Source organism: Nocardioides bruguierae, assembly GCF_023554635.1.
Lineage (GTDB): Bacteria > Actinomycetota > Actinomycetes > Propionibacteriales > Nocardioidaceae > Nocardioides > Nocardioides bruguierae.
Window position 1 is genome coordinate 58,526 of record NZ_JAMJPH010000033.1, and the last position, 23,990, is coordinate 82,515.

Annotated in this window: 18 protein-coding genes; 7 read left to right on the forward strand and 11 right to left on the reverse strand. The window is 73.3% G+C overall.

The window, feature by feature from the left end; genetic code table 11:
- Positions 1-57: 57 nt before the first annotated feature.
- Entirely contained in the window at positions 58-2,634 is a 2,577-nt protein-coding gene (locus M8316_RS17695; protein ID WP_250056808.1) for an amidase family protein, read from the reverse strand.
- Between the two features lie 274 nt (positions 2,635-2,908).
- Here M8316_RS17695 and M8316_RS17700 point away from each other — a divergent pair, with 274 nt between their 5' ends.
- Positions 2,909-3,868: an endonuclease domain-containing protein gene (locus M8316_RS17700; protein WP_250056810.1), complete on the forward strand. Its 960-nt coding sequence runs from the start codon at positions 2,909-2,911 to the stop codon at positions 3,866-3,868.
- 43 nt (positions 3,869-3,911) lie between these two features.
- Here M8316_RS17700 and M8316_RS17705 read toward each other — a convergent pair whose 3' ends face one another.
- The gene (locus M8316_RS17705) at positions 3,912-4,265 is read right to left on the reverse strand and encodes a holo-ACP synthase (protein WP_250056812.1); all 354 of its coding nucleotides are present in this window, start codon (positions 4,263-4,265) and stop codon (positions 3,912-3,914) included.
- 7 nt (positions 4,266-4,272) lie between these two features.
- The gene (gene glmS / locus M8316_RS17710; protein WP_250056814.1) at positions 4,273-6,117 is read right to left on the reverse strand and encodes a glutamine--fructose-6-phosphate transaminase (isomerizing); all 1,845 of its coding nucleotides are present in this window, start codon (positions 6,115-6,117) and stop codon (positions 4,273-4,275) included.
- A gap of 190 nt (positions 6,118-6,307) precedes the next feature.
- Here glmS and coaA point away from each other — a divergent pair, with 190 nt between their 5' ends.
- Positions 6,308-7,330 carry a type I pantothenate kinase gene (gene coaA / locus M8316_RS17715; RefSeq protein WP_250056815.1) on the forward strand — a complete coding sequence of 341 codons (1,023 nt, stop codon included), beginning with the start codon at positions 6,308-6,310 and terminating at the stop codon, positions 7,328-7,330.
- 26 nt (positions 7,331-7,356) lie between these two features.
- On the opposite strand, the gene M8316_RS17720 is transcribed toward coaA, so the two are convergent.
- The 5 genes from M8316_RS17720 to rplM are packed head-to-tail and all read right to left on the reverse strand — an operon-like array spanning position 7,357 to position 11,536.
- Positions 7,357-8,163 carry an ABC-2 transporter permease gene (locus M8316_RS17720; protein WP_250056817.1) on the reverse strand — a complete coding sequence of 269 codons (807 nt, stop codon included), beginning with the start codon at positions 8,161-8,163 and terminating at the stop codon, positions 7,357-7,359.
- Positions 8,160-9,131, reverse strand: coding sequence for an ABC transporter ATP-binding protein (locus tag M8316_RS17725; protein WP_250056819.1), 972 nt, complete (start codon positions 9,129-9,131; stop codon positions 8,160-8,162). The genes M8316_RS17720 and M8316_RS17725 overlap by 4 nt, the downstream gene beginning before the upstream one ends.
- A 60-nt stretch (positions 9,132-9,191) precedes the next feature.
- Positions 9,192-10,547, reverse strand: coding sequence for a phosphoglucosamine mutase (gene glmM, locus M8316_RS17730; RefSeq protein ID WP_250056821.1), 1,356 nt, complete (start codon positions 10,545-10,547; stop codon positions 9,192-9,194).
- A 12-nt stretch (positions 10,548-10,559) separates the two neighbouring features.
- Positions 10,560-11,060, reverse strand: coding sequence for a 30S ribosomal protein S9 (gene rpsI, locus M8316_RS17735; RefSeq protein WP_250056823.1), 501 nt, complete (start codon positions 11,058-11,060; stop codon positions 10,560-10,562).
- A 32-nt stretch (positions 11,061-11,092) separates the two neighbouring features.
- Positions 11,093-11,536: a 50S ribosomal protein L13 gene (rplM, locus tag M8316_RS17740; protein WP_250056825.1), complete on the reverse strand. Its 444-nt coding sequence runs from the start codon at positions 11,534-11,536 to the stop codon at positions 11,093-11,095.
- A 465-nt stretch (positions 11,537-12,001) separates the two neighbouring features.
- Between rplM and M8316_RS17745 the strand changes: the two genes are divergently transcribed.
- The gene (locus M8316_RS17745) at positions 12,002-13,291 is read left to right on the forward strand and encodes a citrate synthase (protein ID WP_250056826.1); all 1,290 of its coding nucleotides are present in this window, start codon (positions 12,002-12,004) and stop codon (positions 13,289-13,291) included.
- 101 nt (positions 13,292-13,392) lie between these two features.
- Here the strand turns inward: M8316_RS17745 and M8316_RS17750 are convergent, their stop codons facing one another.
- Both M8316_RS17750 and M8316_RS17755 read right to left on the reverse strand, forming a co-directional pair.
- A complete protein-coding gene (locus tag M8316_RS17750) occupies positions 13,393-13,821 on the reverse strand; it encodes a hypothetical protein (protein ID WP_250056828.1) in 429 nt (142 codons plus the stop codon).
- 80 nt (positions 13,822-13,901) lie between these two features.
- Positions 13,902-17,033 (reverse strand): collagen-binding domain-containing protein, encoded by a 3,132-nt coding sequence (locus M8316_RS17755; protein WP_250056831.1) that lies wholly within the window; start codon positions 17,031-17,033, stop codon positions 13,902-13,904.
- 397 nt (positions 17,034-17,430) lie between these two features.
- Between M8316_RS17755 and M8316_RS17760 the strand changes: the two genes are divergently transcribed.
- From M8316_RS17760 to M8316_RS17775, 4 genes are all read left to right on the forward strand, one after another.
- Positions 17,431-18,999 (forward strand): trypsin-like peptidase domain-containing protein, encoded by a 1,569-nt coding sequence (locus M8316_RS17760; protein ID WP_250056833.1) that lies wholly within the window; start codon positions 17,431-17,433, stop codon positions 18,997-18,999.
- 784 nt (positions 19,000-19,783) lie between these two features.
- Positions 19,784-21,028 carry a sensor histidine kinase gene (locus tag M8316_RS17765; RefSeq protein WP_250056835.1) on the forward strand — a complete coding sequence of 415 codons (1,245 nt, stop codon included), beginning with the start codon at positions 19,784-19,786 and terminating at the stop codon, positions 21,026-21,028.
- Positions 21,029-21,219: 191 nt separating this feature from the next.
- Complete coding sequence (locus tag M8316_RS21225; RefSeq protein WP_250056836.1) at positions 21,220-22,176, forward strand: sensor histidine kinase; 957 nt, start codon at positions 21,220-21,222, stop codon at positions 22,174-22,176.
- Entirely contained in the window at positions 22,169-22,852 is a 684-nt protein-coding gene (locus M8316_RS17775; protein ID WP_250056837.1) for a LuxR C-terminal-related transcriptional regulator, read from the forward strand. The genes M8316_RS21225 and M8316_RS17775 overlap by 8 nt, the downstream gene beginning before the upstream one ends.
- 72 nt (positions 22,853-22,924) lie before the next feature.
- Here the strand turns inward: M8316_RS17775 and M8316_RS17780 are convergent, their stop codons facing one another.
- Positions 22,925-23,731: a helix-turn-helix transcriptional regulator gene (locus tag M8316_RS17780; RefSeq protein WP_250056838.1), complete on the reverse strand. Its 807-nt coding sequence runs from the start codon at positions 23,729-23,731 to the stop codon at positions 22,925-22,927.
- Positions 23,732-23,990 lie beyond the last annotated feature (259 nt).

Consider the following 23,990-nt stretch of genomic DNA (forward strand, 5'->3'; position numbering starts at 1 on the left):
GGGTGCGCTGCTGGTGCCGACTGGTGCCGGCCGGTGGTCTCGGCCGGTGCTCTCGCGTCAGCGGGCGGAGACCCGCGTCCTGTCGACGCTGCGGGTGTACTTGGCGGTGCCGGAGTACACCGCCTTGACCACGGCTCGGCCCTTCCGCGAGGTGCGGACGGTGACCGTGGCGGTGCCCTCGGTCAGGCGCTTGCTGCCGACCTTCTCACCGGCGACGAAGAACGTCACCCGGCCGTTCGGGGCGGCGTCGTCGTCGGCCACGACGACGGCCGCGGCCCGCACCTTCGACCCGTTGCCGACCCGCTGGGCGACCGCGGCGACGGCGGTGCCGGTCTTGCGCTTGGTGACCGTGGGCGCGGTCTCCTCGGCGTCGGCGTCCGTGGTCGCACCGGTGGAGTCGACGGTGCTCACCGAGGTGACGTCGATGCCGGTCGCACCCGCGCGCTTGGCCTTGAAGGTGTAGGTGACCAGGGTGGTCTCCCCGTTGTCGGACGGGCTGGTGCCGAGCTTGGTGTGGGTCAGCGCCAGGCTGCCCGGGGTCCGGTCGACCCAGCGCTCGCCGGTGGAGGGGGTCTCCACGCCGCCCTTGACGACCTTGACGACGCTGGTGTCGTAGTCGAGGTCCACGCCGTAGGCGTACAGGTCGGCGGCGTCGGTGGAGACGGTGACGGTGAACCGCTCGCCGGCGGAGACGCTCTCCGGGGCGTCGACGGTGACGGAGCCGTCGCCCGCCTCGGCGGTCTCGTCGGAGCCGGTGCCGGCGAAGACGTCGCCGTCGATCTCGCCGTAGAGCGCCGGGGTGGTGCGGTGCTCGGTGGCCTGCTCGTAGTCGTAGGCGTAGCCGATGAGGTCGCCCTCGGTGTAGTTGCGACCCAGCAGCTCGAGGTTCACGCCGGCGCCGGTGATGGTGCCGTCGGCCTCGGTGGCCTGGCCCATCGGCACCGTCACCGCGGGCATGCCGGTGTTCGGCGAGAGCCGCAGGTTCGTGCTCTGGGTCGAGTACGGGTTGCCGCTGGGGTACATCAGCGCGTCGAGGCCGTAGTCGTCCATGAGGCCGGTGGTGACCTCCTCACCGTTCTCGATCGCGACGGTGTGGGTGCTCATCCACGTCTCGTACTGCTCCTGGGTGACGTCCGCGCGGGTCTGGTAGGTGCCGATCCGGCTCGGCGCCATCCAGCCGTCGTCGATGAGGCCCTGGAGGGAGCGGACCGTCTCGTCGGCGTCCAGGTGGGCGTCGATGTAGTCGTTCAGGTCGTGGTTGAACTCGTTGGTCGATCCCGAGCCCTCGCTCAGCGTGGCGGCCAGCGGGTTGTCGGTGCTGGTGTCGATCTCGACGACGGTCGCGCCCTGCGCCTCGAGGTCGGCCTTGGCCTGCTCGAAGAGGCGGGTGGTCGTCGCGTTGGTGCCGACCATCGAGGTCAGGTAGCCGATCGTCGTGCCCTCGAGCGCGGTCGGGTCGAGGTAGGAGGTGTAGGAGTCGGGCACGAGGCCCTCCTGCTCCTCGGTGACCGGGTCGTTCTCGTCCACGCCGGTGACGGCGTCGAGCGCGATCGCCGCGTCCGCGACGGACCGGGCGATCGGGCCGCCGGTGTCCTGGGTCAGCGCCAGCGGCACGATGCCGTCGCGGCTGGCCAGGCCCACCGTCGGGCGGATGCCGACCAGCTGGTTGTAGGTCGAGGGGTTGCGGATCGAGCCGCCGGTGTCGGTGCCGAAGCCGATCGCGCCCAGGTTGGCGGCGATCGAGGCGCCGGTGCCGCCCGAGGAGCCGCCGGCGGTGCGCTCGGTGTCGTACGGGCTCGCGACGTAGATGGTGCCGCCGCGCTCGGAGAGGGTCGTGAACTGCGAGGAGAAGCCGTAGGCGAACTCGTCCAGGCTGGCCTTGCCGAGGATGACGGCACCGGCGCTGCGCAGGCCGGAGACCATGAACGCGTCGGTCTCGGTCTGGTTGTCGGCCCAGGTGCCGTTGCCGGCCGAGGTGGGCATGTCCTCGGTGTCGTAGTTGTCCTTCAGCAGGACCGGGATGCCGTCCAGCATCGAGCGGGGCCCGCCGTGCTCGGCGCGGTAGGCGTCGGACTCCGCGGCCGCGGCCAGCGCGTCCTCGTCGCCGGTGGTGATGATCGAGTTGAGCGCCCGGTCGGTGTCCTCCTCGCCGGTGACGCCGTCGGTGTCGATCACGGTGGTGTCGAGCGCGGCGATCCGGTCCAGGTAGGCCTGGGTGAGCTCCACGGCGGTCACGACGCCGGCGTTCATCGCGGCCTGCATCTGCACCGCGGACGCCTCGACGACGTCGAAGGAGCCGTCGTCGTAGAGCATGCGCATGGCCACGTCGGCCAGGTCGGCGCTGGTGATCTCGCCGTCGTCGTCGGTGTCGGCGGCGGAGACGTCCGCCCAGCCGGCGTCGCCGTCGGTGGTGCCGATCGCCGCCTCGACCACGTCCAGGTCGTCGGTGGTGACCTGGTCGTCGCCGGTCACGTCGGCCTCGGTGTAGTACGGGGCCAGGAGGACGGCGCCCGAGGCCGCCTCCTCCGCCGCCAGGGCCGAGCCGGTGGTGCTGCCGGCGACGGCCAGGCCGGCCAGGGCCAGGGAGGCGGTGACGGCCGCAGCCGTCATCCGCCGCGTGCGCGAGATGCTCACGGAAGTCCTCTCGTCGGGGTGGTGGTCCGGCCCGGACGCTAAGCACCCCGTATTACGGACGATCGCAGATCTGCTCGGGCGTATTGCGCCGTCGTGACGATCTCCTGAGAATCTCAGGCGCCTGTCAGGAAGTGTGTGCGCTCCCGTCACGACCCACCGGGTCGTGTGCCTGAGCGGTCGCCGGAGCCACCGCTGGGGCACACGACCCCGTCGGGTGCGTCCCCGCCTGTGGACGGCCGCCTCCGCCCGGCTCGGAGCGGGCAGGAGGGCGCACATGGCACCCGACCCGCTGCGCCGCCTCCCGGTGGAGGCCGAGACCCGTGACCTGCTCGCTCGGCTCGCCCAGGAGCAGGGCGGGCTGCTCGCTCGTCGCCAGCTGACCCGGCTCGGGGTGCCGCGCGGCGCCGTGCGGGCCCAGCTCGACGCCGGCCGCTGGAGCCTGACCACGCCGCGCGTCGTCCAGCTGAGCACCGGGGAGGCGACGACGCGCCAGCGTGAGTGGGTCGGGGTCCTGCACGCCGGCCCCCGCAGCATGCTCGGTGGGCTGTCGGCGCTGCGCCTGCACGGCCTCGCCGGCTGGGAGCCCGACCAGGTCACCGTCTGGGTCGACGACGAGCTGGCGTTCGAGCCGGTGCCGGGGGTGCGGTTCTTCCGCAGCCGACGTCCGTTCGAGCTGCTGCGTGGCCCGGGGCTGCTCCCCCGGGCCCGGTGCGAGCCGGCGGCGCTCGTGCACGCCGGCTACCGGCTCGGGCCCCGGGCGGCCGATGGGCTGCTGGCCGCAGTCGTGCAGCAGCGGCTGACCACGCCGGAGCGGCTCCTCACCTGGGTGCAGACCCTCCGGCCGCTGCGCGGAGCGCCCCGGTTCCGCGCCGCCCTGGGCTGGGTCGCGGCCGGTTCCCACTCCCGTCTCGAGCAGGACGTCGTCGATCTCTGCGCCGGCGCGGGGCTGGAGCCGCCCCGGCAGCAGCACGGCCGCACCGACGCCGACGGTCGCCGCCGGTGGACGGACTGCGAGTGGCTGCTGCCGGACGGTCGGGTCCTCGTCCTGGAGGTGGACGGCGGCGCGCACGTCGAGGCCCGCCACTGGGCGGCCGACGAGCGACGGGCCCGCCGGCTCAGCAGCGCCGGTCGACTGGTGGTGGGCTGCACCGCCTACGAGGTGCGGCACGAGCCGGCGGAGGTCATCGCCGACCTGGTGCGCCTCGGGGTGCCACGGGCGAGGTCGTGTGCCTGAGCGGTCGCCGGAGCCACCGCTGGGGCACACGACCCTCGCGGGGTCAGGACTCCAGCACCACCACGGCGGAGGCGACACCGGCGTCGTGGGAGAGCGAGACGTGCACGGAGGCGCAGCCGAGGTCGGCGAGCGCGGCGGCCACGCTGCCGCGGGCCTCGAACCGGGGGCGACCGGAGGACTCCGAGACGATCTCGCAGTCCTGCCAGGAGAGCCCCGCCGGCGCGCCGAGCGCCTTGGCGAGCGCCTCCTTGGCCGCGAAGCGGGCCGCCAGGGAGGCGACCGTGCGGCCCCGCTCCCCCGGCGTGAACACCCGGGTCAGCAGGCCCGGGGTGCGGTTCAGCGTCGCGGCGAAGCGGTCGATGTCGCAGACGTCGATGCCGACGCCGAGCACGGCCACGCGGGGCTCACTCCACGGTGACGGACTTGGCCAGGTTCCGCGGCTGGTCGACGTCGTGGCCCTTGGCGGTGGCCAGCTCGCAGGCGAAGAGCTGGAGCGGCACGACGGCCACCAGCGGCTGGAGCAGCACGGGCACCCGCGGCAGGGTGATGAGGACGTCGGCGTAGGGCTCGATGGAGGAGTCGCCCTCCTCGGCCAGGCACACGGTCCGCGCACCGCGGGCGCGCACCTCCTGGATGCCGGAGATCATCTTGTCGTGCAGCTGGTCGCGGCCCCGGGGCGGCACGACGCACAGCACCGGCATGTCCTGCTCGATGAGCGCGATGGGGCCGTGCTTGAGCTCACCGGCGGCGAAGCCCTCGGCGTGCAGGTAGGCCAGCTCCTTGAGCTTCAGGGCGCCCTCGAGCGCCACCGGGTAGCCGGCGTGCCGGCCGAGGAAGAGCACCGAGCGGGAGTCGACGTGCGCGCGGGCCAGGTCGTAGACCTGCTCGGACTTCTCCAGCACCGCCGAGATGTGGTCCGGCATCGACTCCAGCTGCTGGAGCACCTGGTTGATCTCGTCGCCGAACCGGGTGCCCTTGACCTGCGCGAGGTACAGGGCCAGCAGGTAGCAGGCCACGAGCTGGGTGAGGAAGCCCTTGGTGGAGGCGACGCCGATCTCGGGGCCGGCGTGGGTGTAGATGACGGCGTCGGACTCGCGCGGGATGGTCGAGCCGTTGGTGTTGCAGATCGCCAGCACCTTGCTGCGCTGGGTGCGCGCGTGCCGGATCGCCTGCAGGGTGTCGGCGGTCTCGCCGGACTGGCTGATCGCCACGACGAGCGTGGAGTAGTCGAGGATCGGGTCGCGGTAGCGGAACTCCGAGCTCAGCTCGACCTCGACCGGGATGCGGCACCAGTGCTCGATGGCGTACTTGGCCACGAGGCCCGCGTAGAACGAGGTGCCGGCCGCGATGATGATGATCTTGTCGATGTCGCGCAGCTCCTGGTCGGAGAGGCGCATCTCGTCGAGCTGGAGGGCACCGGAGCGCGAGCGACGGCCGAGCAGCGAGTCGGCCACGGCGCGCGGCTGCTCGAAGATCTCCTTGCGCATGAACCAGTCGTGACCGTCCTTCTCGGCGGCCGACAGGTCCCAGTCGACGTGGTAGACGCGGCCCGCGGCCGGCGTCCCGTCGAAGTTGCTCACCTCGACCCCGGAGCGGGTGATGGTGACGACCTGGTCCTGGTCGAGCTCCATCGCCTCGCGGGTGAACTCGATGAACGCGGCGACGTCGGAGCCGAGGAAGTTCTCGCCCTCGCCGAGCCCGACCACCAGCGGCGAGTTGCGACGCGCGGCGACCACCCGGTCGGGGTCCTGGGCATCGATGGCCACGAGCGTGAAGGCGCCCTCGAGCCGGCGGCACACGCGCTGCATCGCGGTCGTCAGGTCCTCGCCGGACTCCACCTGCAGCTCCAGCAGGTGCGCCACGATCTCGGTGTCGGTCTCGGAGACGAGCTGGATGTCGTCGTCCTCGAGCCGGCCGCGCAGGGAGTCGAAGTTCTCGATGATGCCGTTGTGCACGACGGCGATCCGGCCTCCGTAGCCGCGGTGCGGGTGCGCGTTGCGGTCGTTCGGCGCGCCGTGGGTCGCCCAGCGGGTGTGGCCGAGGCCGATCGTCGAGACCGGCAGCGGCTCCTCCGCGATGGCCTTCTCCAGGTTGGCGAGCTTGCCCGCCTTCTTGTTGCCGGCGATGGCGCCCTCGTGCACCAGCGCGACGCCCGCGGAGTCGTAGCCGCGGTACTCCAGCCGGCGCAGCCCGTCGATCACGACGTCCTGCGCCGAGCGCTCACCCACGTACCCGACGATCCCGCACATGGAAGGGGAGTCTAGGCGGACGAGGCGTGAGAACCGCGTCGGCGACGCCGGGCCCGGGGGTGTCGCCGCGTGACCTGCCCCGACGACCCCTCCCCCACTCCGACGACACGTGTCGGCCATCTGCTGGGGGCGCTCGGAAGCCGGGGTGCGACCTGTGTCGCGCGGCACCCGTGCTGCAAGAATCGCCGTCATGCCCCAGCCCGGTCAGCAGCACGCCGCGCCTGCGTCGGCCCCGCCGACCGGCTGGTTCCCCGCCGTCCAGGGCGAGACGCCCCGTGAGACCTCGCCCTACCTGGAGCTGGACCGCGACGCCTGGGCCGCCCTGGCCCGCGAGACCGAGAGCCCGCTGACGGCGGAGGAGATCCACCGCCTGCGCGGCCTCGGCGACAGCCTCGACATCGAGGAGGTCCGCGAGGTCTACCTGCCGCTGTCACGCCTGCTCAGCATGTACGTGGAGTCGGCGAAGAAGCTGCACCAGGAGCAGGAGCACTTCCTGCACCAGCGCACGCCGCCGCGCACGCCGTTCGTGATCGGCGTGGCCGGGTCCGTGGCCGTCGGCAAGTCCACCACCGCCCGCGTGCTCCAGCAGATGCTGGCCCACTGGCCCCAGCACCCCAACGTCGCGCTCGTGACCACCGACGGGTTCCTCTACCCCAACGCCGAGCTGGAGCGCCGGGGGCTGCTGCAGCGCAAGGGCTTCCCGGAGTCCTACGACCGCAAGGCGCTGCTGCGGTTCGTCATCGACATCAAGTCCGGCAAGGACGAGGTCGCCGCGCCGGTCTACTCCCACCTGGTCTACGACGTGGTGCCGGACGAGAAGGTCGTCGTCCGCTCCCCCGACATCGTCATCGTCGAGGGCCTCAACGTGCTCCAGCCCTCGCGCAGCCGCGAGGACGGCCGCACGGGCCTGGCGGTCAGCGACTTCTTCGACTTCTCCGTCTACGTCGACGCCCACACCGCCCACGTGCGCGACTGGTACACGCAGCGGTTCCTCAAGCTGCGCCAGACCGCGTTCCGCGACCCCGACAGCTACTTCCGCAAGTACGCCGCCCTCACCCACGACGAGGCGGTCGCCGAGTCCGAGCGGATCTGGGACACCATCAACGGCCCCAACCTGGTCGACAACGTGCTGCCCACCCGCTCGCGGGCCACGCTGGTGCTGCGCAAGGACGCCGACCACTCGGTGCGCTACGTCCGCCTGCGCAAGCTCTGACGCGCGGGCCTGCGACGCCCCTCGGCTCAGAGCACGTCGCGACGGAAGGTCGTGCGCGCCCCCACCGTGACCAGCACGACCCCGTAGGCGAGCAGGACGAGGGCCCCGGCCCACCCGGGCAGGAGGTCCGGGCCCCCGGAGCCGGCGGTCATGGCGCCGAGCAGGCTCGCGCCGGTGACCGCGTCGGCCGCCGCACCCGGCAGGAACGAGGCGACGCGCGCGGCCCCGTCCACCGCGCCCAGGGCGATCCGCGCGACCGGCTCCACGAACTGGGTGAAGACCAGGACGCCGACGACCGCGGCCACCTGGTTGGTCACCACCGACCCCAGCGCCACGCCCAGCACGCACCACAGCGTCGTCACCACCACGCCCAGCACGAGGGCCCGGACGACGGCGGGGTCACCGACCGCGGCGCCGTCACCGAGCACGGCGAGCACCGGGAGGCCCAGCGAGACGCCGAGCGTGCCCGCCACGCCCAGCACCAGCCCGACGGGCACCGCCACGGCCAGCTTGGCCACCAGCACCCGCCACCGCCGCGGCTCGGCGAGGAACGTGGCCGTGAAGGTGCCGTGCCGCGCCTCGGAGGTCACCAGGAGCGTGCCGACCAGCAGCGGGAAGACGTAGCCGGCGGTGCCCAGCGAGCCCAACACCAGCAGGGTCTGGTCGGCCGGGGCGAGGTCGGGGGCCGTCTCGGCCGGGGCCAGGGCGAACGAGGCGGCCAGGACGACGGCGGTGAAGCCGAGGTAGACCAGCATGACCAGCGCCAGCACCCACCACAGGCGCGTGGTGACGAGCTTGCGCCACTCGGTGCGCAGCAGCGCGACGGGGCTCATCGGACGACCCCCTCGACGGCACTCTGCCCCGGATCAGGGCTCTCCCCGGGATCAGGGCCCGGCTGCGTCAGCCGGAGGAAGACCGACTCCAGGTCGCTCCCGCGCGGCTCCAGCCGGTGCAGCTCCAGGCCGGCGGCGTGGGCGGCGGCACCGACGCCGGCGGCCTCGGCACCGGCCAGCACCACCCCGCCGGTGGCCGGGTCGGGGGCCGTCGTCCAGCCGTGGGCCTGCGCCAGGGCAGCCAGCCCGGCGGCGTCGGGGGCGAGCACGAGCGTCGCGGGCTCGGCGCGGCGGGCGAGGTCGCCCAGCGGCTCGGCGACCACCAGCCGACCGGACGCGACGACCACGACGTCGTCCACCGTGTGCTCGACCTCGCGGAGCACGTGGCTGGAGACGAGCACGGTGCGGCCCTGCCCGGCCAGCGAGCGCAGGAGGCTGCGCAGCCAGACGATGCCCTCGGGGTCCAGGCCGTTGGCCGGCTCGTCGAGCACCAGGACGGCGGGGTCGGCCAGCAGCGCGGCGGCCAGGCCCAGGCGCTGCTTCATGCCGAGGGAGAAGCCGCCGACGCGGCGACGCGCCGCCGCCTCCAGACCGACGAGGGCCAGCACCTCCCGCACCCGTGTCTCGGGCAGCCCGAGGGGTGCGGCCGCCACCCGGAGGTGCCCGAGGGCGGTGCGACCGGGGTGCAGGGCGCCCGCGTCCAGGCAGACGCCGACGAGGCGCGCCGGCGCCGGGTGCTCGCCGTAGGGACGGCCACCGACCAGCCCGCGGCCGGCGCTGGGACGCACCAGGCCGAGCAGCATGCGCAGCGTGGTCGTCTTGCCCGCCCCGTTGGGCCCGAGGAAGCCGGTGACCCGGCCCGGGGCGACGGCGAACGACAGGTCGTCGACGGCCCGGACCGCACCGAAGTCCTTCGTGAGGCCCACGGCCTCGAGCACGGGCGCGTCCGGTGGGGGTGCCGGGGTCATGGCAGCGACCCTAGCGATCCAGGGGCCGGGCCCCACCCGACGACGCGGTGCCGGCAGGGCTCAGAGCGCGAGCCGCTCCCGGACCACCTCGGCCAGCCGGTCCGCGACGCCCTGCGCCACGTCGTGGGTGGGCGCCTCGACCATGACGCGGACGACGGGCTCGGTGCCCGAGGGGCGCAGCAGGACGCGCCCGGTCTCGCCGAGCGCGGCCTCCTCCAGCGCCACCGCGGCGAGCACCTTCTCGTCGTCGGCGCGGGTCTTGTCGACGCCCCGGACGTTGACGAGCACCTGCGGGAGGCGGGTGACCACGCCGGCCAGGTCCGCCAGCGTGCGACCGGTGGCGCGCATCCGCTGGAGCAGGTGCAGGGCGGTGAGCAGACCGTCGCCGGTGGTGGCGTGGTCGGAGAGGATGACGTGGCCGGACTGCTCCCCGCCGAGGGAGTAGCCGCCGACCTTCATGGCCTCGAGCACGTAGCGGTCGCCGACGGCGGTCTGCACGACCTGGACGCCGGCGTCCTTCATGGCCAGGTGCAGGCCGAGGTTGCTCATCACGGTGACGACGAGCGTGTCGTCGGCCAGGCGACCGGCCTCGTGCAGGCCCAGGGCGAGGACGGCGAGGATCTGGTCCCCGTCGACCACGGCGCCCGTGGCGTCCACGGCCAGGCAGCGGTCGGCGTCCCCGTCGACCGCGATGCCGACGTCCGCGCCGTGCTCGAGCACCGCGGCGCGCAGGGGCTCGAGGTGGGTGGACCCGCAGCCGTCGTTGATGTTGAGGCCGTCGGGGCGGTCGCCGATGGCGATCACCGTCGCGCCGGCGGCGCTGAGGACGGCCGGGCCGACCTCGTGCGCGGCACCGTGGGCGCAGTCCAGCACCACGGTGAGGCCCTCGAGGGGCCGGGCGTGGCCGCCGTCGAGGGTCGAGAGCAGGTGGTCGGCGTAGTCGTCGGCCGTGCCCGCGTACTTGGTCACGCGGCCGACGTCGGCGCCGGTGGGCCGCAGCGGTGCCGCGTCCATGGCGGCCTCGATGGCGCGCTCGACCGCGTCGTCCAGCTTGACCCCGCCGCGCGCCAGGAACTTGATGCCGTTGTCGGGCATCGGGTTGTGCGAGGCGCTGATGACGACGCCGAGGTCGGCGTCGAGCAGGTCGGTGAGGTAGGCGACGCCGGGGGTGGGCACCACCCGGAGCCGGAGCACGTCCACGCCGGCCGAGGCCAGGCCCGCGACCACCGCGTGCTCCAGGAACTGTCCGGAGATGCGGGTGTCACGGCCGACCACGGCGAGAGGCCGCCGCCCGCCCCGGTCGACGGTGTCGACCAGGACGCGAGCGGCGGCCTCTCCGAGGCCGAGAGCCAGGTCAGCGGTGAGCTCACCGTTGGCCAGGCCTCGGACCCCGTCGGTCCCGAAGAGTCGTCCCAAGACGAGTCGGGATCAGCGCTTGGAGAACTGCGGCGCCTTGCGCGCCTTCTTCAGACCAGCCTTCTTGCGCTCGATGACGCGGGCGTCACGCGTGAGCAGCCCGGCCTTCTTGAGCGAGGGGCGGTTGGCCTCGACGTCCACGTTGTTCAGCGCACGGGCCACGCCGAGGCGCAGGGCGCCGGCCTGACCGGTGATGCCGCCGCCGTGGATCAGGGCGATGACGTCGAAGCGACCCTCGAGCTGCGTGGTGGCGAACGGCTCGTTCACGACCTGCTGGTGCAGCTTGTTCGGGAAGTAGTTGTCCAGGGCGCGACCGTTGACGGTCCACTGGCCGGTGCCCGGCACGATGCGGACACGGGCGACGGCCTCCTTGCGGCGACCCACGGCAGCGGCCGGCGCGATGGTGGCCGGACGGGCCTCGGCGTCGGCGGACGGGGCCGACTCGGAGCTGTAGGCGACGCCCTGCGCGTCGGTGGTGAAGGTCTCCTCGACCTCGGTGGCGTTCTCAGCCATGTCTCTTGGTTCCTTTACGTCTCGTCGAGAAGTTACTGGGAGATCTGGCTGATCTCGTAGGGCGTGGCCTGCTGAGCCTGGTGCGGGTGGTTGGGACCCGAGTAGACCTTGAGCTTCTTCAGCATCTGCCGACCCAGCTTGTTCTTGGGGAGCATGCCCCAGACAGCCTTCTCGATGGCCTTGCGGGCGTCGGTGTCGAGGACCTCGCCGATGGGCGTGGAGGTCAGACCACCCGGGTAGCCGGAGTGGCGGTAGGCCATCTTGGTGGTGGCCTTGTTGCTCGACAGGGAGACCTTCTCGGCGTTGATGACGATGACGAAGTCACCGGCGTCGACGTGCGGCGCGAACATCGGCTTGTGCTTGCCGCGGATCAGGTTCGCCACGGTGACGGCGAGGCGACCCAGGCGCACGTCGGCGGCGTCGATGACGAGCCACTCGCGCTGGATGTCGCCGGGCTTGGGGCTGTAGGTGCGCACGGCTGTACCTACTCTCTCGTTCGTTCGGCCCGGTCGGGGTGCCGACCGGGTGGTGCTACCGCGACTCCTGACGAACACGGCCCGGTTCGCACCTGGCGGCACCCACCCCTGTTCCACAGGGGCTCGCAGTGCCCGGCTCACGTCCGGATCTGCACCCCGACCCGTGACGGGTCGGGACGCGGCAGAAGTCGCGACAGGAAACAGTAGGCGTCCGGCGGCCCGGGAGTCCAAACCACGCGAGGTCATCCACGGAGCGTGGGAGGACCCGCCGGCCGGACGGGGTCGAGCGTGGGCCACGTCCACGCTCCCGCACGACTGCCGGGCAATGCCACTTCGCCGACACTTGTAGAATTGCGGACGGTCCCGTCCGGACTCCGGATGCGGGTGACAGTCAGGGCGGACGTGGCCCGGAGGGTGGGACACCCGCTACCGGCCCCGACGTGGCGCGGACTACAGTCGGGCGTCGTGACCGAATCTCTGACAGTCCGCGACAACCGCACCGGACAGGAGTACGACGTCCCGATCACCGACGGCACCATCCGTGCCGCCGACCTCGGGAAGATCAAGGCTGACGACGAGACCCCCGGCCTGGCCGTGTACGACCCGGGCTTCGTCAACACCGCCTCGTGCCGCTCGTCCGTCACCTACATCGACGGTGACAAGGGCATCCTGGAGTACCGCGGGTACCCGATCGAGCAGCTGGCCGAGCACTCCTCGTTCCTCGAGGTCGCCTACCTCCTGATCCACGGCCACCTGCCCTCCAAGGAGGAGCACGACGCGTGGGTGCACGAGATCACCTACCACACGTTCGTGCACGAGAACGTGAAGACGTTCATGCAGGGCTTCCGCTACGACGCGCACCCCATGGGGATGCTGATGGCGTCGACGGGGGCCCTGTCGACGTTCTACCCCGAGTCGCGCGACATCAGCGACGAGCAGAACCGGCACATGCAGATGGTCCGGATGATCGCGAAGATGCCGACGCTCGGCGCCTGGGCCTTCCGCCACGCGCAGGGCAAGCCGTACGTGTACCCGGACAACGACCTGTCCTACACGGGCAACTTCCTCTCGATGCTCTTCAAGATGAGCGAGACCAAGTTCGAGGCCGACCCGCGCCTGGTCAAGGCGCTGGACACGCTCTTCATCCTGCACGCCGACCACGAGCAGAACTGCTCCACCAACGCCGTGCGCTCGGTGGGCTCCTCGCAGGTCGACCCCTACTCGGCCGTCGCGGCCGGCGTCGGCGCGCTGTACGGCCCGCTGCACGGCGGCGCCAACGAGGCGGTGCTGCGGATGCTCAAGCGCATCGGCAGCAAGGAGAACATCCCCGCCTTCATCGAGGGCGTGAAGGCCGGCAACGAGCGCCTCATGGGCTTCGGGCACCGCGTCTACAAGAACTTCGACCCGCGCGCCACGATCATCAAGAAGGCCTGCGACGACGTCTTCGAGGTCACCGGGGTCAACCCGCTCCTCGAGATCGCCAAGGAGCTGGAGAAGATCGCGCTGGAGGACGAGTACTTCGTCAAGCGCAAGCTCTACCCCAACGTGGACTTCTACTCCGGCCTGATCTACGAGGCCTTCCAGTTCCCGCCGGAGATGTTCACCGTCCTGTTCGCCATCGGCCGCACCCCGGGCTGGCTCGCCCAGTGGAGCGAGCTGGTGACCGACAAGGAGCAGAAGATCGCGCGCCCCAAGCAGATCTACACCGGCGACCGCACCCTGCAGTTCACGCCGGCCTCGCAGCGCTGGGCCTGAGCCCCGGCTCCCCTGCTGAGCAGCACCGGCCCCGGACGAGTCGTCCGGGGCCGGTGACGTTCCGGAGCCCTGCCGCGAGGTGAGCGCGGCCCGGGCGGCGCTCAGAGACCGGAGAGGTCGTCCGGGATCTCGATGTCGCCCAGGTTCTCCTCGGTGAGCAGGCCGTCGGCGTCGATGCGGGGCGGCACGGCCTCGAGCGCCTGGCGGACCAGCGCGATGCGCGTGCGGACGAGCACCGCACGCTGGAGCCGGTTGGCGTCACCGAGCGTCTCCTCGACGGCGGCCTGCACCTGCTCGTCGGTGAACTGCGGGCGGGTGCCGGGCTCGACCTCCACGTCGGGCAGCGCCACGAGCACCGGCAGGATCTGGTCCCCCAGGCCCGAGAGCAGCTGGTAGCGCCCGAAGCGGCCCAGCTCGTGCCACACGTCCTCGACGTCGCGGCCCTTCTTGCGGACCTCGCGCTGGGTCGCCAGCACGCTCTTGGCGGCGCCCTCCATGGCACGGGTCATCTCGTTCTCGGTGAAACGCACGGACCCTATCCTCCCACCCGCGCGAGCGGGGCGTGGGAGGACGGGGTCCGTGCTGCGTCCCGTGAGTGCCTCGGCGTGCCTCAGCGCAGGGCGACCCGGGTGCGGGCTACCGGCCCGCGCTGCGGGTCGACCACGACGACGGCGGCGGCCTGGCCCCGGCTCACCAGCCGACGACCGGCCCGGGTCAGGCTCAGGCGCACCTTCGCCGTGCCGGAGCCCTCCAGCCTGGCGCTCGAGCGGGCCAGGACCTTGCCGCGGGCCCTGACCGTGACGGTGCTGCCGCCCATCACCGAGGCCGCGACCTTCGTGGTGAGGGTCGAGGACGTCGTCCGCGCGACCGGAGCGACCACGACGGTGGTGCTGCCCGGGGACACGATGGCGGTCACCGTGGAGCTGTTGTTGCCGGCGTCCGCGTCGACGTCGGTCGAGGCGACCGTCGCGGTGTTGTCGATGGCGACCGGGGAGGCGGTGCCCACCCGCTCGGTGGTGGTCCGGTCCCCGACGCACCACAGGGTCAACGTCGCCGTGGCGGACTGCCCGCCCGGGTTCAGCAGCCGGAAGGCGCGGGTCTTGATCCGCGGGTCGTTGCCGAGGTTCACCAGCCCGCCGGTCAGGCGCCAGGACGCGAGCACGCCCTTGGCGTCGTCCGCGCAGACCACCTGCTCCTCCACGACCGAGCCTGCCGGCACCGTGACGGTGCGGGTGACGGGCGTGAGCACCAGGTCGTGGGTGTGACCCTGCACGGCCGTGGTCGAGGTGCGCAGGCAGCTCGCGGAGACCGTCACGACGGTCTCGGCCTCGGCCTCGAACGTCCAGCGCCAGCCGCGGGCCGTGGTGCTCTGCGAGCCGACGAGGGTGACCACGCCGCCGTTGGTCGTCCAGCCGGGCGCGACCGGGCGGGTGCCGGCCACGCAGGTGGCCTCCACCGCGGTGGTGCCGGCCGGCAGGGTCGCCGTGGTCGTGGCCATGGCGGAGTCGACCTCGAGGGCGTGGACGTGGCCGTTGCCGTGCCCGGTCTGGGTGTCGGCCTGCTCGGTGCTGGCCGGCAGGCAGGCGACGAACGCCTTGGTCTGGGCCCGGCCGGTGGCGTCGTTGCGGACGACGGCTGCCCACGTGTGGGAGTCGGCCGCGGCGGCCGAGAGCACCCGGACGTCCTCGAGGGTGCCGGTGCCCTGGTCGACGTGGTCCACGCGGAGGCTTCCGTCGGTGACGAGGCCGCCACCCGTGCAGGTGACCTGCACCGAGCGGGTCTGGCCGGCCTCGAGGTCGACCTGCTGCTCGACCTTGAACGGGGTCAGCCAGTGGTAGGCCTGGGCGTGCGGGCTGCGGCCGGCGCCCGCCGTCGGGTCGAGCGCCACGTCGATGGTGCGGACGACGGACGCGCCGGCCTCGAGGTCACCCAGCTCGCACGTCACGACCCGGGCGGCCACGTGGCAGTCGCTGCTCCCGAGCGCGCGCAGCGTCACCCCGTCGGGCAGCGGGTCGGTGAGGACCACACCGGTGGCGGTGGCGAGGCCGATGTTGGCCACCGTGAACGAGTAGGTGACGACGTCACCGCCGGTGGGGGTGGCGTCCGAGACCGTCTTGCTGACCGTCACGTCGGAGCGCGGGGCGGTGCCGCCCCCGGACCCGCCGCCCGTGCCGCCGCCGGTGCCGGGGCTGCTGGTGGTCGCCGTCGGGGACTCGGTGGGCGTCTCGGTGGGCGTCTCGGTGGGCGTCTCGGTCGGCGTCTCCGTCGGCGTCTCCGTCGGCGTCTCCGTCGGCGTCTCCGTCGGCGTCTCCGTCGGCGTCTCCGTCGGCGTCTCCGTCGGCGTCTCCGTCGGCGTCTCCGTCGGCGTCTCCGTCGGCGTGCTGGCCAGTCGGTACTTCACCGCGTAGTGCGAGATCTGCTTGGCGCCGCCCTTGTAGCTGAAGGTGACGGTGTCGACGGGCTCGTCCAGGTCCACGTACACCGGCCCGTTGCCGTTGTTCACGGAGCCGGCCTTCACGCAGTAGCCCTCGATCTCCCAGGGACCGGCCGCGTCCGGGTTGCCCCGGCTGGTCTCGAGCGCCACGACGTCGTCGAGGTCGTAGGTCACCGTCATCGGGCCTGACGGGGTGTCGATCTTGCCGGAGTCCAGCGGCGCGCAGACGCCGCTGTTGACCGCGGAGACGTCGACGGCGGCGGCCGCCGCCTCGGGCAGGCAGACGGTGCTGGGGAACAGGTTCAGGTGGGTCTCGATCGCCGCGTCCAGCGAGGCACCGACGACCTGACCGGTGAGGTGGCTGGTGGCGCCGAGGGTCACGTCGGCGCGGGGGGCGAGCAGGGTCCCGGGGAAGGTGTTGGCGAAGGCCGCGTCGACGGTGTCGGCGTCCGGCGCGTTCCACAGGAAGCCGGCGAAGTCGTCGGCCAGGCCGTCGTTGGTCTGGACGGCGCCGTCGCGGTAGCCGCCGAGCCAGAACGAGGCGCCGCGACCGAGGGTCACGTCGCCGGCCGGCAGGTTGACGACGACGGTCGAGCCGGCCGGGACGTCGAGGTAGACGCCCTCCACCTGTGCACCGAGCTGCTCGGCGGTGGGGCTGAAGACGTTCAGCAGCGGGCTCGTGCCGGTCAGCTCCAGCTGCCGCTTGCTGCCGTTGTCGTAGACCCCCACCTGCGTGGTGCCGGTCGACGGCAGCGTGGCGAGCGCGTCGGAGAGCGAGGAGAGGTAGAGGAAGGCGGCGTCGAAGTCGACCGGGCTGCTCACCGCGCCCGCGGCGCCGTCAGGGTCGTTGACGTTGATCGTGGCGCCACCGAGGTCCCCGACCGCGTAGGAGCCCCGGGTCAGGTTGACGGTCCCGGAGACCGCGCCGGCGACGAGGGCCGCCGAGCCCGCGGCGACGTCGGAGCGGGTGGCCACGTTCGCGGCGCCGACCCGCAGCGTGCCGCCGACGGCGACGAGGCCCTCGGACTCGCTGGAGTAGCGGCGGTCGTCGCCGGAGACGAGCTCGGTCCACCCTGTCGCATCGCCCAGCAGCTGCGTCACGGCCACACCGCTGACGCCGTCCACGGAGCAGGCCGTGCTGCTGCCACTGCTCCCGTTGCCACCGCCGTTGCCGTTGGCGTCGGCCGAGGCGCTGGTGAGCGCGACGAAGCCGCTGCTCAGAGCGAGCGCGGCGGCGGCCGTCAGCCCGGTCAGCGCGGCCGCCCGGCCACGGGTCGAGCGTCGCGCTGCGACGAGCGGTGCCTTCATGCGTACGTGTCCCCCCGTACTCCTGGCCGGTCCCCTCCCGGAACGGGCCCCGGGACGCGCGCGTGCCCCGCCGGCACCTCCCTGCGCCGTCGGACCCGCGTCCCCGTGGATCGTTGTACCGCGTCCCGTCCCTGGTCCGTGGCTTTTCCCGCGCGCGGTCCGGTCCAGTGGGACGCGGTCGTGCACCGGGTCTCACCGTCCCACGGGAGCAGGCACGCGGACGGCTCGGTGGACGTCTTGTTACTGAGCCGTTCCGGTGCCGTGGGTCGCGTCCCGGCGGTGTCGGGGGCCGGGCACGGCGCGGTCGCACAGGACTCACAGGTTCCACACAGCCACAGCGGGCTCTTTCAACCGTCGTCTCAGCCTGGTCACAGCATCGTTGGCGACGATCGAGGACATGAGCGAGACCCCGTCCGGCCCCCCGAGCGACGGCTCTGCGGAGCCGCGTCGCAGCTACCCCGACCACCCGAACAGCAACCCCTACCAGCAGCGGGACGCGTCCCAGGGCTCGGGTGACCAGGGCTCGGGTGACCAGGGCTCGGGTGACCAGGGCTCGGGCGACCAGGGCTCGGGCGACCAGGGCTCGGGTGACCAGGGCTGGACCAGTGGCGGCGCCGCGTCCCCGGGGTACGGGACCTCCCCGACACCCTCGCCTGCCTCGTCCACGGAGGAGACCGCTCCCCTGCGGGCCACCCCCGGCGCCGGCCCGACCCCCGCGCCCCAGCAGCCCGGCTACGACGCCACCACGTGGCAGCCCCCGGTGTGGGGCGCCCAGGACGGCGCCACCGCGACGCTGCCGGCCCAGGCCCCTGCTGCCCAGACCGCTCCGCGCAAGCGACGCGGCGGGCTCGCCGCCTCCGTCGTCGCCCTCTCCCTCGTGCTGGGTGCCGCGGCCGGCTTCGGCGGCGCCGCCGCCTGGAGCTGGTACGACGACGAGGACGGCTCCACCAGCACCGCGGGCGCGGCGACCTCGCAGGTGGTCACCAGCAACGACACCGACGCCTCCACGATCGAGCAGGTGGCCTCCAAGGTCCTGCCCTCCGTGGTGATGATCGAGGTGGTCGGCGCCCAGGAGTCCGGCTCGGGCTCGGGCATCGTGCTCTCCTCCGACGGCACCATCCTCACCAACAACCACGTGGTGGAGGTGGCGGGCGACTCCGGCTCGATCACCGTCGACTTCAACGACGGCAGCCACGCCACCGCCACGATCGTCGGCACCGACCCGCTCACCGACACCGCCGTCATCCAGGCACAGGGCGTCAGCGACCTGACCCCTGCCGACATCGGCGTCTCCTCCGACCTCAAGGTCGGCGAGGGCGTCGTGGCCGTGGGCTCCCCCTACGGCCTGGACGCCACCGTCACCAGCGGCATCGTGTCCGCGCTCGAGCGCCCGGTCGACGTCGGCTCCGACGACCAGGGCAACGCCACCGTCTACCCGGCCATCCAGACCGACGCGGCGATCAACCCCGGCAACTCCGGCGGCCCGCTGGTCGACCTCGAGGGCAACGTGGTCGGCATCAACGCCTCGATCCAGACCGCCTCCTCGTCCTCCGCGTACGGCACCACGGAGGAGGGCGGCTCCATCGGCCTCGGCTTCGCCATCCCGATCGACGAGGTGTGGCCGGTCATCCAGCAGATGATCAACGGTGAGACGCCCACGCACGCCCGCCTGGGGATCTCGGTCTCGGACGTGCAGAGCGGGACGACCGCCACCGACGGCACCGTCACCGACGGCGCGCAGGTCCAGGCCGTGACGGACGGCTCCGCCGCCGGCTCGGCAGGCCTCCAGGTCGGCGACATCATCACCCAGGTCGACGACACGATGATCACGAGCAGCGACTCGCTCGTGGCCACGATCCGCGGCTACCGCCCCGGTGACGAGGTCACCGTGACGTACCTGCGGGACGGCGCGGAGTCCACCGCGACCCTCTCCCTGGACTCGGACGGCGGCACCGCCTCGTCCTGACCCCTCGCCCGCGCTGCGGGCCCCTGATCCGGCCGGTCCTGGTCCCACCGGTCGTCCGAGAGGCGAAGCCCCGTCCCGGTCCTCCGGGGCGGGGTTTCGTGGCTTCAGGAGGGGGGTACCCCGGGGGGTAAGAAATCCCCTGAGATGGGGGTGTCGGACGTCCGGGATCGTGTCCGAGTTCGGCGTCCCTCCAGGGGGTTTCGCGCCGCGCACGAGTGGCAAGTTGCTGCCCCCGTCCACCTCGTGCCTGCACACCGGACCGCAGCGCCCCCGATCTCGGTCGCGACCGACGGCCATGCACGTCCTCGCAGGTCACGAGCCACGCAGCCGCTTGCGCCGGCCGGCCCTCCAGAGCGCCACACGTGTCCGGGACAGGTGTTCTCCGTACTCGGAGCGCGCGCCCCGGACCCTCTCGGCCTCCGCGGCTCCACAGACTTCAACGGTCGTTCCACAGGGGCGGCCGATCAGAAAAGACTAGCCACGGGGGTTTGAAGCGACTTTCCTCGGCGCCACGCGCACTGTTCGTCGAGCCGGTGAGGGACCGGCCCCCGAGGGGTGCCGACAGCGACGCAGAGGGGCGTCGCGCACGCACCGAGAAGCATCATGCACACGCCGCGGAGAGGCGGCGCAGGGCGGGCGGCGACCAGCCGCCCGGAGTGGGGGGAAACATGACGAGCGCACCGTGCTCGAGACGCCGCGACGCGGCGCGAGCAACCAGACCCGAGACGACTCCCGGTCGCCGCTCGGGGCACGAGCCGGCCGGCGACGCCGGGCGACAGCCGCAATGACCATCGAGGTCCTGCAGCCGGTGGCCCCGTTGCTGCTGCTCGACCTCGCTGTCTACGTCCAGCTCGGGCTGGTCCTGGCGCTGCGCTCGCTGCCGATGCGGGCACTGCTCCTCGCCTCCGTCCTCGCGTTCCTCGGCCTGCGCCGGGCGCAGCACGGGACCGACTCCACGGTGACCGAGTCACTGCTGGTCCTGTCGGCCGCACTGTGCCTGGCGCTGGTGGCCGTGCGCGCGCGCCGACCTCGTCGGCACGTCACCGACCTGCCCGCCTGCCCGGAGCACGCCGCCCCGGCCTCGACGACCTCGGCGGGCGGCACCACCGTCCGCGGCGGGCTCGACGCCATGACCGCCCACGAGGTCCGCTCGATCTCGGCCGGGCTCGCCGGCGCCGCGACCCTGCTCGTCGACCCCGCCCTCCAGGGCGGTCCGCGCGAGCGCATCTGCCAGCTCATCGCGGCCGAGGCACAGCGCCTGCAGCGCCGCCTGGGCTCCCCCGGCGTGGCACCCGGCGCTCCCGCCTGGACGGCTGCCGTCGTGGCGCAACCGTGCTGCTCGGGCCAGCAGGGGCAGGCCGAGCCCGCCGCCTCGGACGCGGCGGGGAACCCCGCCTCGGACGCGCCCGTCCCACGGATGCCGGTCGTGCACGAGCCGCCGCCGCGCGGCACGTTCGTGGGCCCGACGACCACGCACGCGCCTCGCCCTCAACCGGTACGCGCGTACACCCGAGCGCCGGAGTGCGACGTGGACACGATCGTGGCCTCGCTGGCGCTCAGCCACCGCGCCCGCGGTCGGCGCGTCAGCGCGGGCACCACCGGGTTGCGGGTGGCTGCGCCGCACGACGACCTCGCCGAGATCCTCGGCGTCCTCCTGGACAACGTCGCCGAGCACGCCCCGGGCTCGCGCACCGAGGTGCGCGGCACCCGCGTGGGGGCGCTCGCCGTCCTCCGGGTCAGCGACGACGGGCCGGGCATCGACCCCCGCCTGTGCGCGACCATGTTCCAGCCGGGCGTGCAGCGCCAGGGCTCGCGCGGCTCCGGCCTGGGCCTCACGTCCGCCCGTGCGCTGGCCCGCCGACACGGGGGCGACCTCCGCCTCGTGCGCGGGTCGGTCGGGTGCACCTGGGAGGTCGTGCTGCCGGTCGCCGGGTCCGTCTCCAGCATCTCCGGCACGCCCGCGCAACGCGTCAAGGCCGCCGGCGCTGGTGTGGACCGGCGGTCGGCCCAGCGGGGTGTCGTGGCGTGAACAACGTCCGAACTCGTCCGGGATATCCTGTCGTTCCAGGCTCAGAGAGCGCCTGCGTGTCAGTCGACACCTGTTTCGTTACCGCGTTTTCCGGGCAGGATGTGCAGCGGACGGCACAGTGGGTCTCCGGACGCCGGGCGACGGCGTGCCGTCCGAGTGGGGGGGAGATCCGTATGCGAACGAACGGGACCGTGCGACAGCAGTCCGCCGTGTCGCGGCTTCGGTCGCGCCTGGCATCCGCCGGCTCCTTCGGCGAACTGGGCGGGGCGAGCGGCCTGGCGCCGCAGCCCGCGACGACCCGCGAGGACGACGGGGCGCTCGACCGAGCCGCCCTCGCCGCCGCGCTGCACGAGGTCCGTTCCATCGCCGCCGGCATCGCCGGCGCCGGTGAGCTGATCCGCGACCCCGAGGTCTCCGCGGCCCACCGTGACCGCATGGCGGCCCTGGTGGTCGCCGAGGCCCGCCGCCTGGAGCGCCGTGCCGCCGCGCACGGCGTCGGCGACGAGTGCTCCTGCCGCGCCGTCACCGCCGTGCCCCTCCGTGAGCCCGTCACCACGCTCGCGGCCACGCACCGGGCCCGCGGCATGCGACTCACGCTGGACCCGGCCCTGCTCACGCTGGACGTGGCGGTGCCGGCCGACGACGTGGCCGAGATGCTCGGCGTCCTCCTGGACAACGCCGCCCGGCACGCGCCGGGCTCCGCGGTCCACCTCACGGCCCGACGACACGGCCCCGACGTGTTCGTCCGGGTCTCGGACGACGGCCCGGGCATCGCCCAGGCCCAGGTCCGCGTGCACAGCCTGCGCCGCGCCGGACGGGACACCCCGACCCCGTCCCGCCACGGCCACGGCATCGGGCTGGCGTCCGCGCGGACGCTGGCCGCTCGCGCCGGTGGGCACCTGTACCTCGTGCGGACGTCGCGACGCGGCACCACGTGGGAGCTCCAGGTCCCGGCGGCACGACCCGCTCCCACCACCCCCACGCACCCAGGCCGCTCGGGCCGCCCGGTCGGGGACGAGCACCCCGCGGACCACCACCGCGACCACCACCACGACCACCGCTACGAGAACGACGACAACTGTGACGACGATGAGCGCGTGCTCCCCCAGCACGCCGAGGAACGCTGGGAGGCGACCCACTGTGGGTGAGAGGATCGTCCTCGTCGAGGACCACCTGCTGTTCGCCGAGGCCATGGAGCTGGCGATCTCCCTGCGAGGCCACGAGGTCTCGCGGGTCGTGCCGACCGAGGCACGGAACCTGACCACGCTGGTCGACAGCATCCTGCGCCGCAAGCCGGTGCTGGTGCTGCTCGACCTCGACCTGGGGCCGCTCGGCGACTCCACCGACATCATCTCCACGCTCACCTCGGCCGGCAGCGCCGTGGTCGTGGTGACCGGCAGCACCGACGAGGCGGACTGGGGTCGCTGCCTGGCGGCCGGGGCGCGCACCGTCGTGCCCAAGTCCCGCCCGCTGCCCGAGATCATGGGCGTGGTGCGCCGCGTCCTGAACCACGAGCGCGTCATCGACCTCGGCGAGCGGGAGCGACTGGTCACCGTCGCCCGCGCCCGCAAGGACGAGCTCAGCGACGCCGCCCAGCGGCTCGGGCTGCTCTCGCCCCGCGAGCGCGTGGTGCTGGCCCAGCTCATGGCGGGGCGCAGCGTCGCGGACACCGCCGCTGCCGAGACGCTCTCGCAGGCCACGGTGCGCACCCAGGTGAAGTCGATCCTGGCCAAGCTCCAGGTGTCCTCGCAGGTGGCCGCCGTCGGGCTGGCCTACCGGGCGGGGTGGACCCCCGGGGACGTGAGGAGCGCCAGCAGTCGCTAGGCGCGGCGCTGCGGCCGACTCGGCGGCCGCGGCGGCGCGCGGACCTGCGCCGGGATCGGCTCCGGGCCAGTCTCAGAGGTGCGGGACGGCGCGGAGCTGCTCGACGAGCAGCACCGCCTTCACGCGGTCGGCGACGCCGAGCTTGCGCAGGACCTGCTTGAGCACGGTGCGGACCGTGGCCTCCGCCAGTCCGAGACCGCGTGCGGTGCCCTCGACGTCGGCGCCACGCACGAGAGCGTCGAGCACGTCGCGCTGACGGGCGGTCAGGCCCGAGAGCCGGCGGACGGCCTCGCGGTGGTCGTCGGAGAGGTCGGCCCAGCACTCGCGGGCCGAGTCGAGGACGCCGTCGGGGTCCCAGGCGCCACCACGGGGAGCCTCCGCCGGGCGGTCCCCCTCGGCGAGCCGGTCGACCAGGGTGCGCATGCGGTCCAGGGAGGCGCCGACGATGACGGTCGCGCCGGCCTCGGCGAGCGGGGCGGCGGCGGCGCCGGGGTCCTGCGGGCAGGAGACGAGCCAGGGCAGGCGCGGCTGCTGCTCGATCAGCCACAGCAGCTCGGCGAGGGTGTCGTCGACGGCCAGGGTCGCGATGACCAGCCCCACCTCGGCCCGCATGGACGAGAGCTGGATGCGGACCGAGTCCTGACCGGGCGCCGGCCGCGGGTCCAGCCCGCGGGGGCGCGCACCGAGGTGCTCGAGGCCGAGGACGACGGTCTCCTGCACCAGTCTCTGGTCCGCCGCGACCGCCACCCGGGTGCCGCGCGAGGGGCCGGTGCCCTGCTCACGCGGGCTGCGGGCTGTCGTCCGGCCGGTCTCGCTGCCGACGACCTGGAGGCGCGCGGGAGCGTCCGAGGCAGCGGCGACCGCGTAATCGGCGTTCATCTCAGGGGTCCTCCGTGAGGGGCGGTCGTCAGGGGGTGGTCGACCGTGGGGCAAACGGTACCCACGATCGGTGCCGGAACGCCTGCTAACCGCGCCGGTCCCGTTTCTTGGGGATGGAACAGACCGAAAGGGTGACCTCGCGCACGAAGACGTGACCGCGCCACGCCGAGGGCTCCGGCGCACATCCCCTGTTTCGGGGATGCCCGGGCTCCGGGGCCGTCGGAGGATCGTGACCGGTCCGCCGTCCCCGGACCGCGGG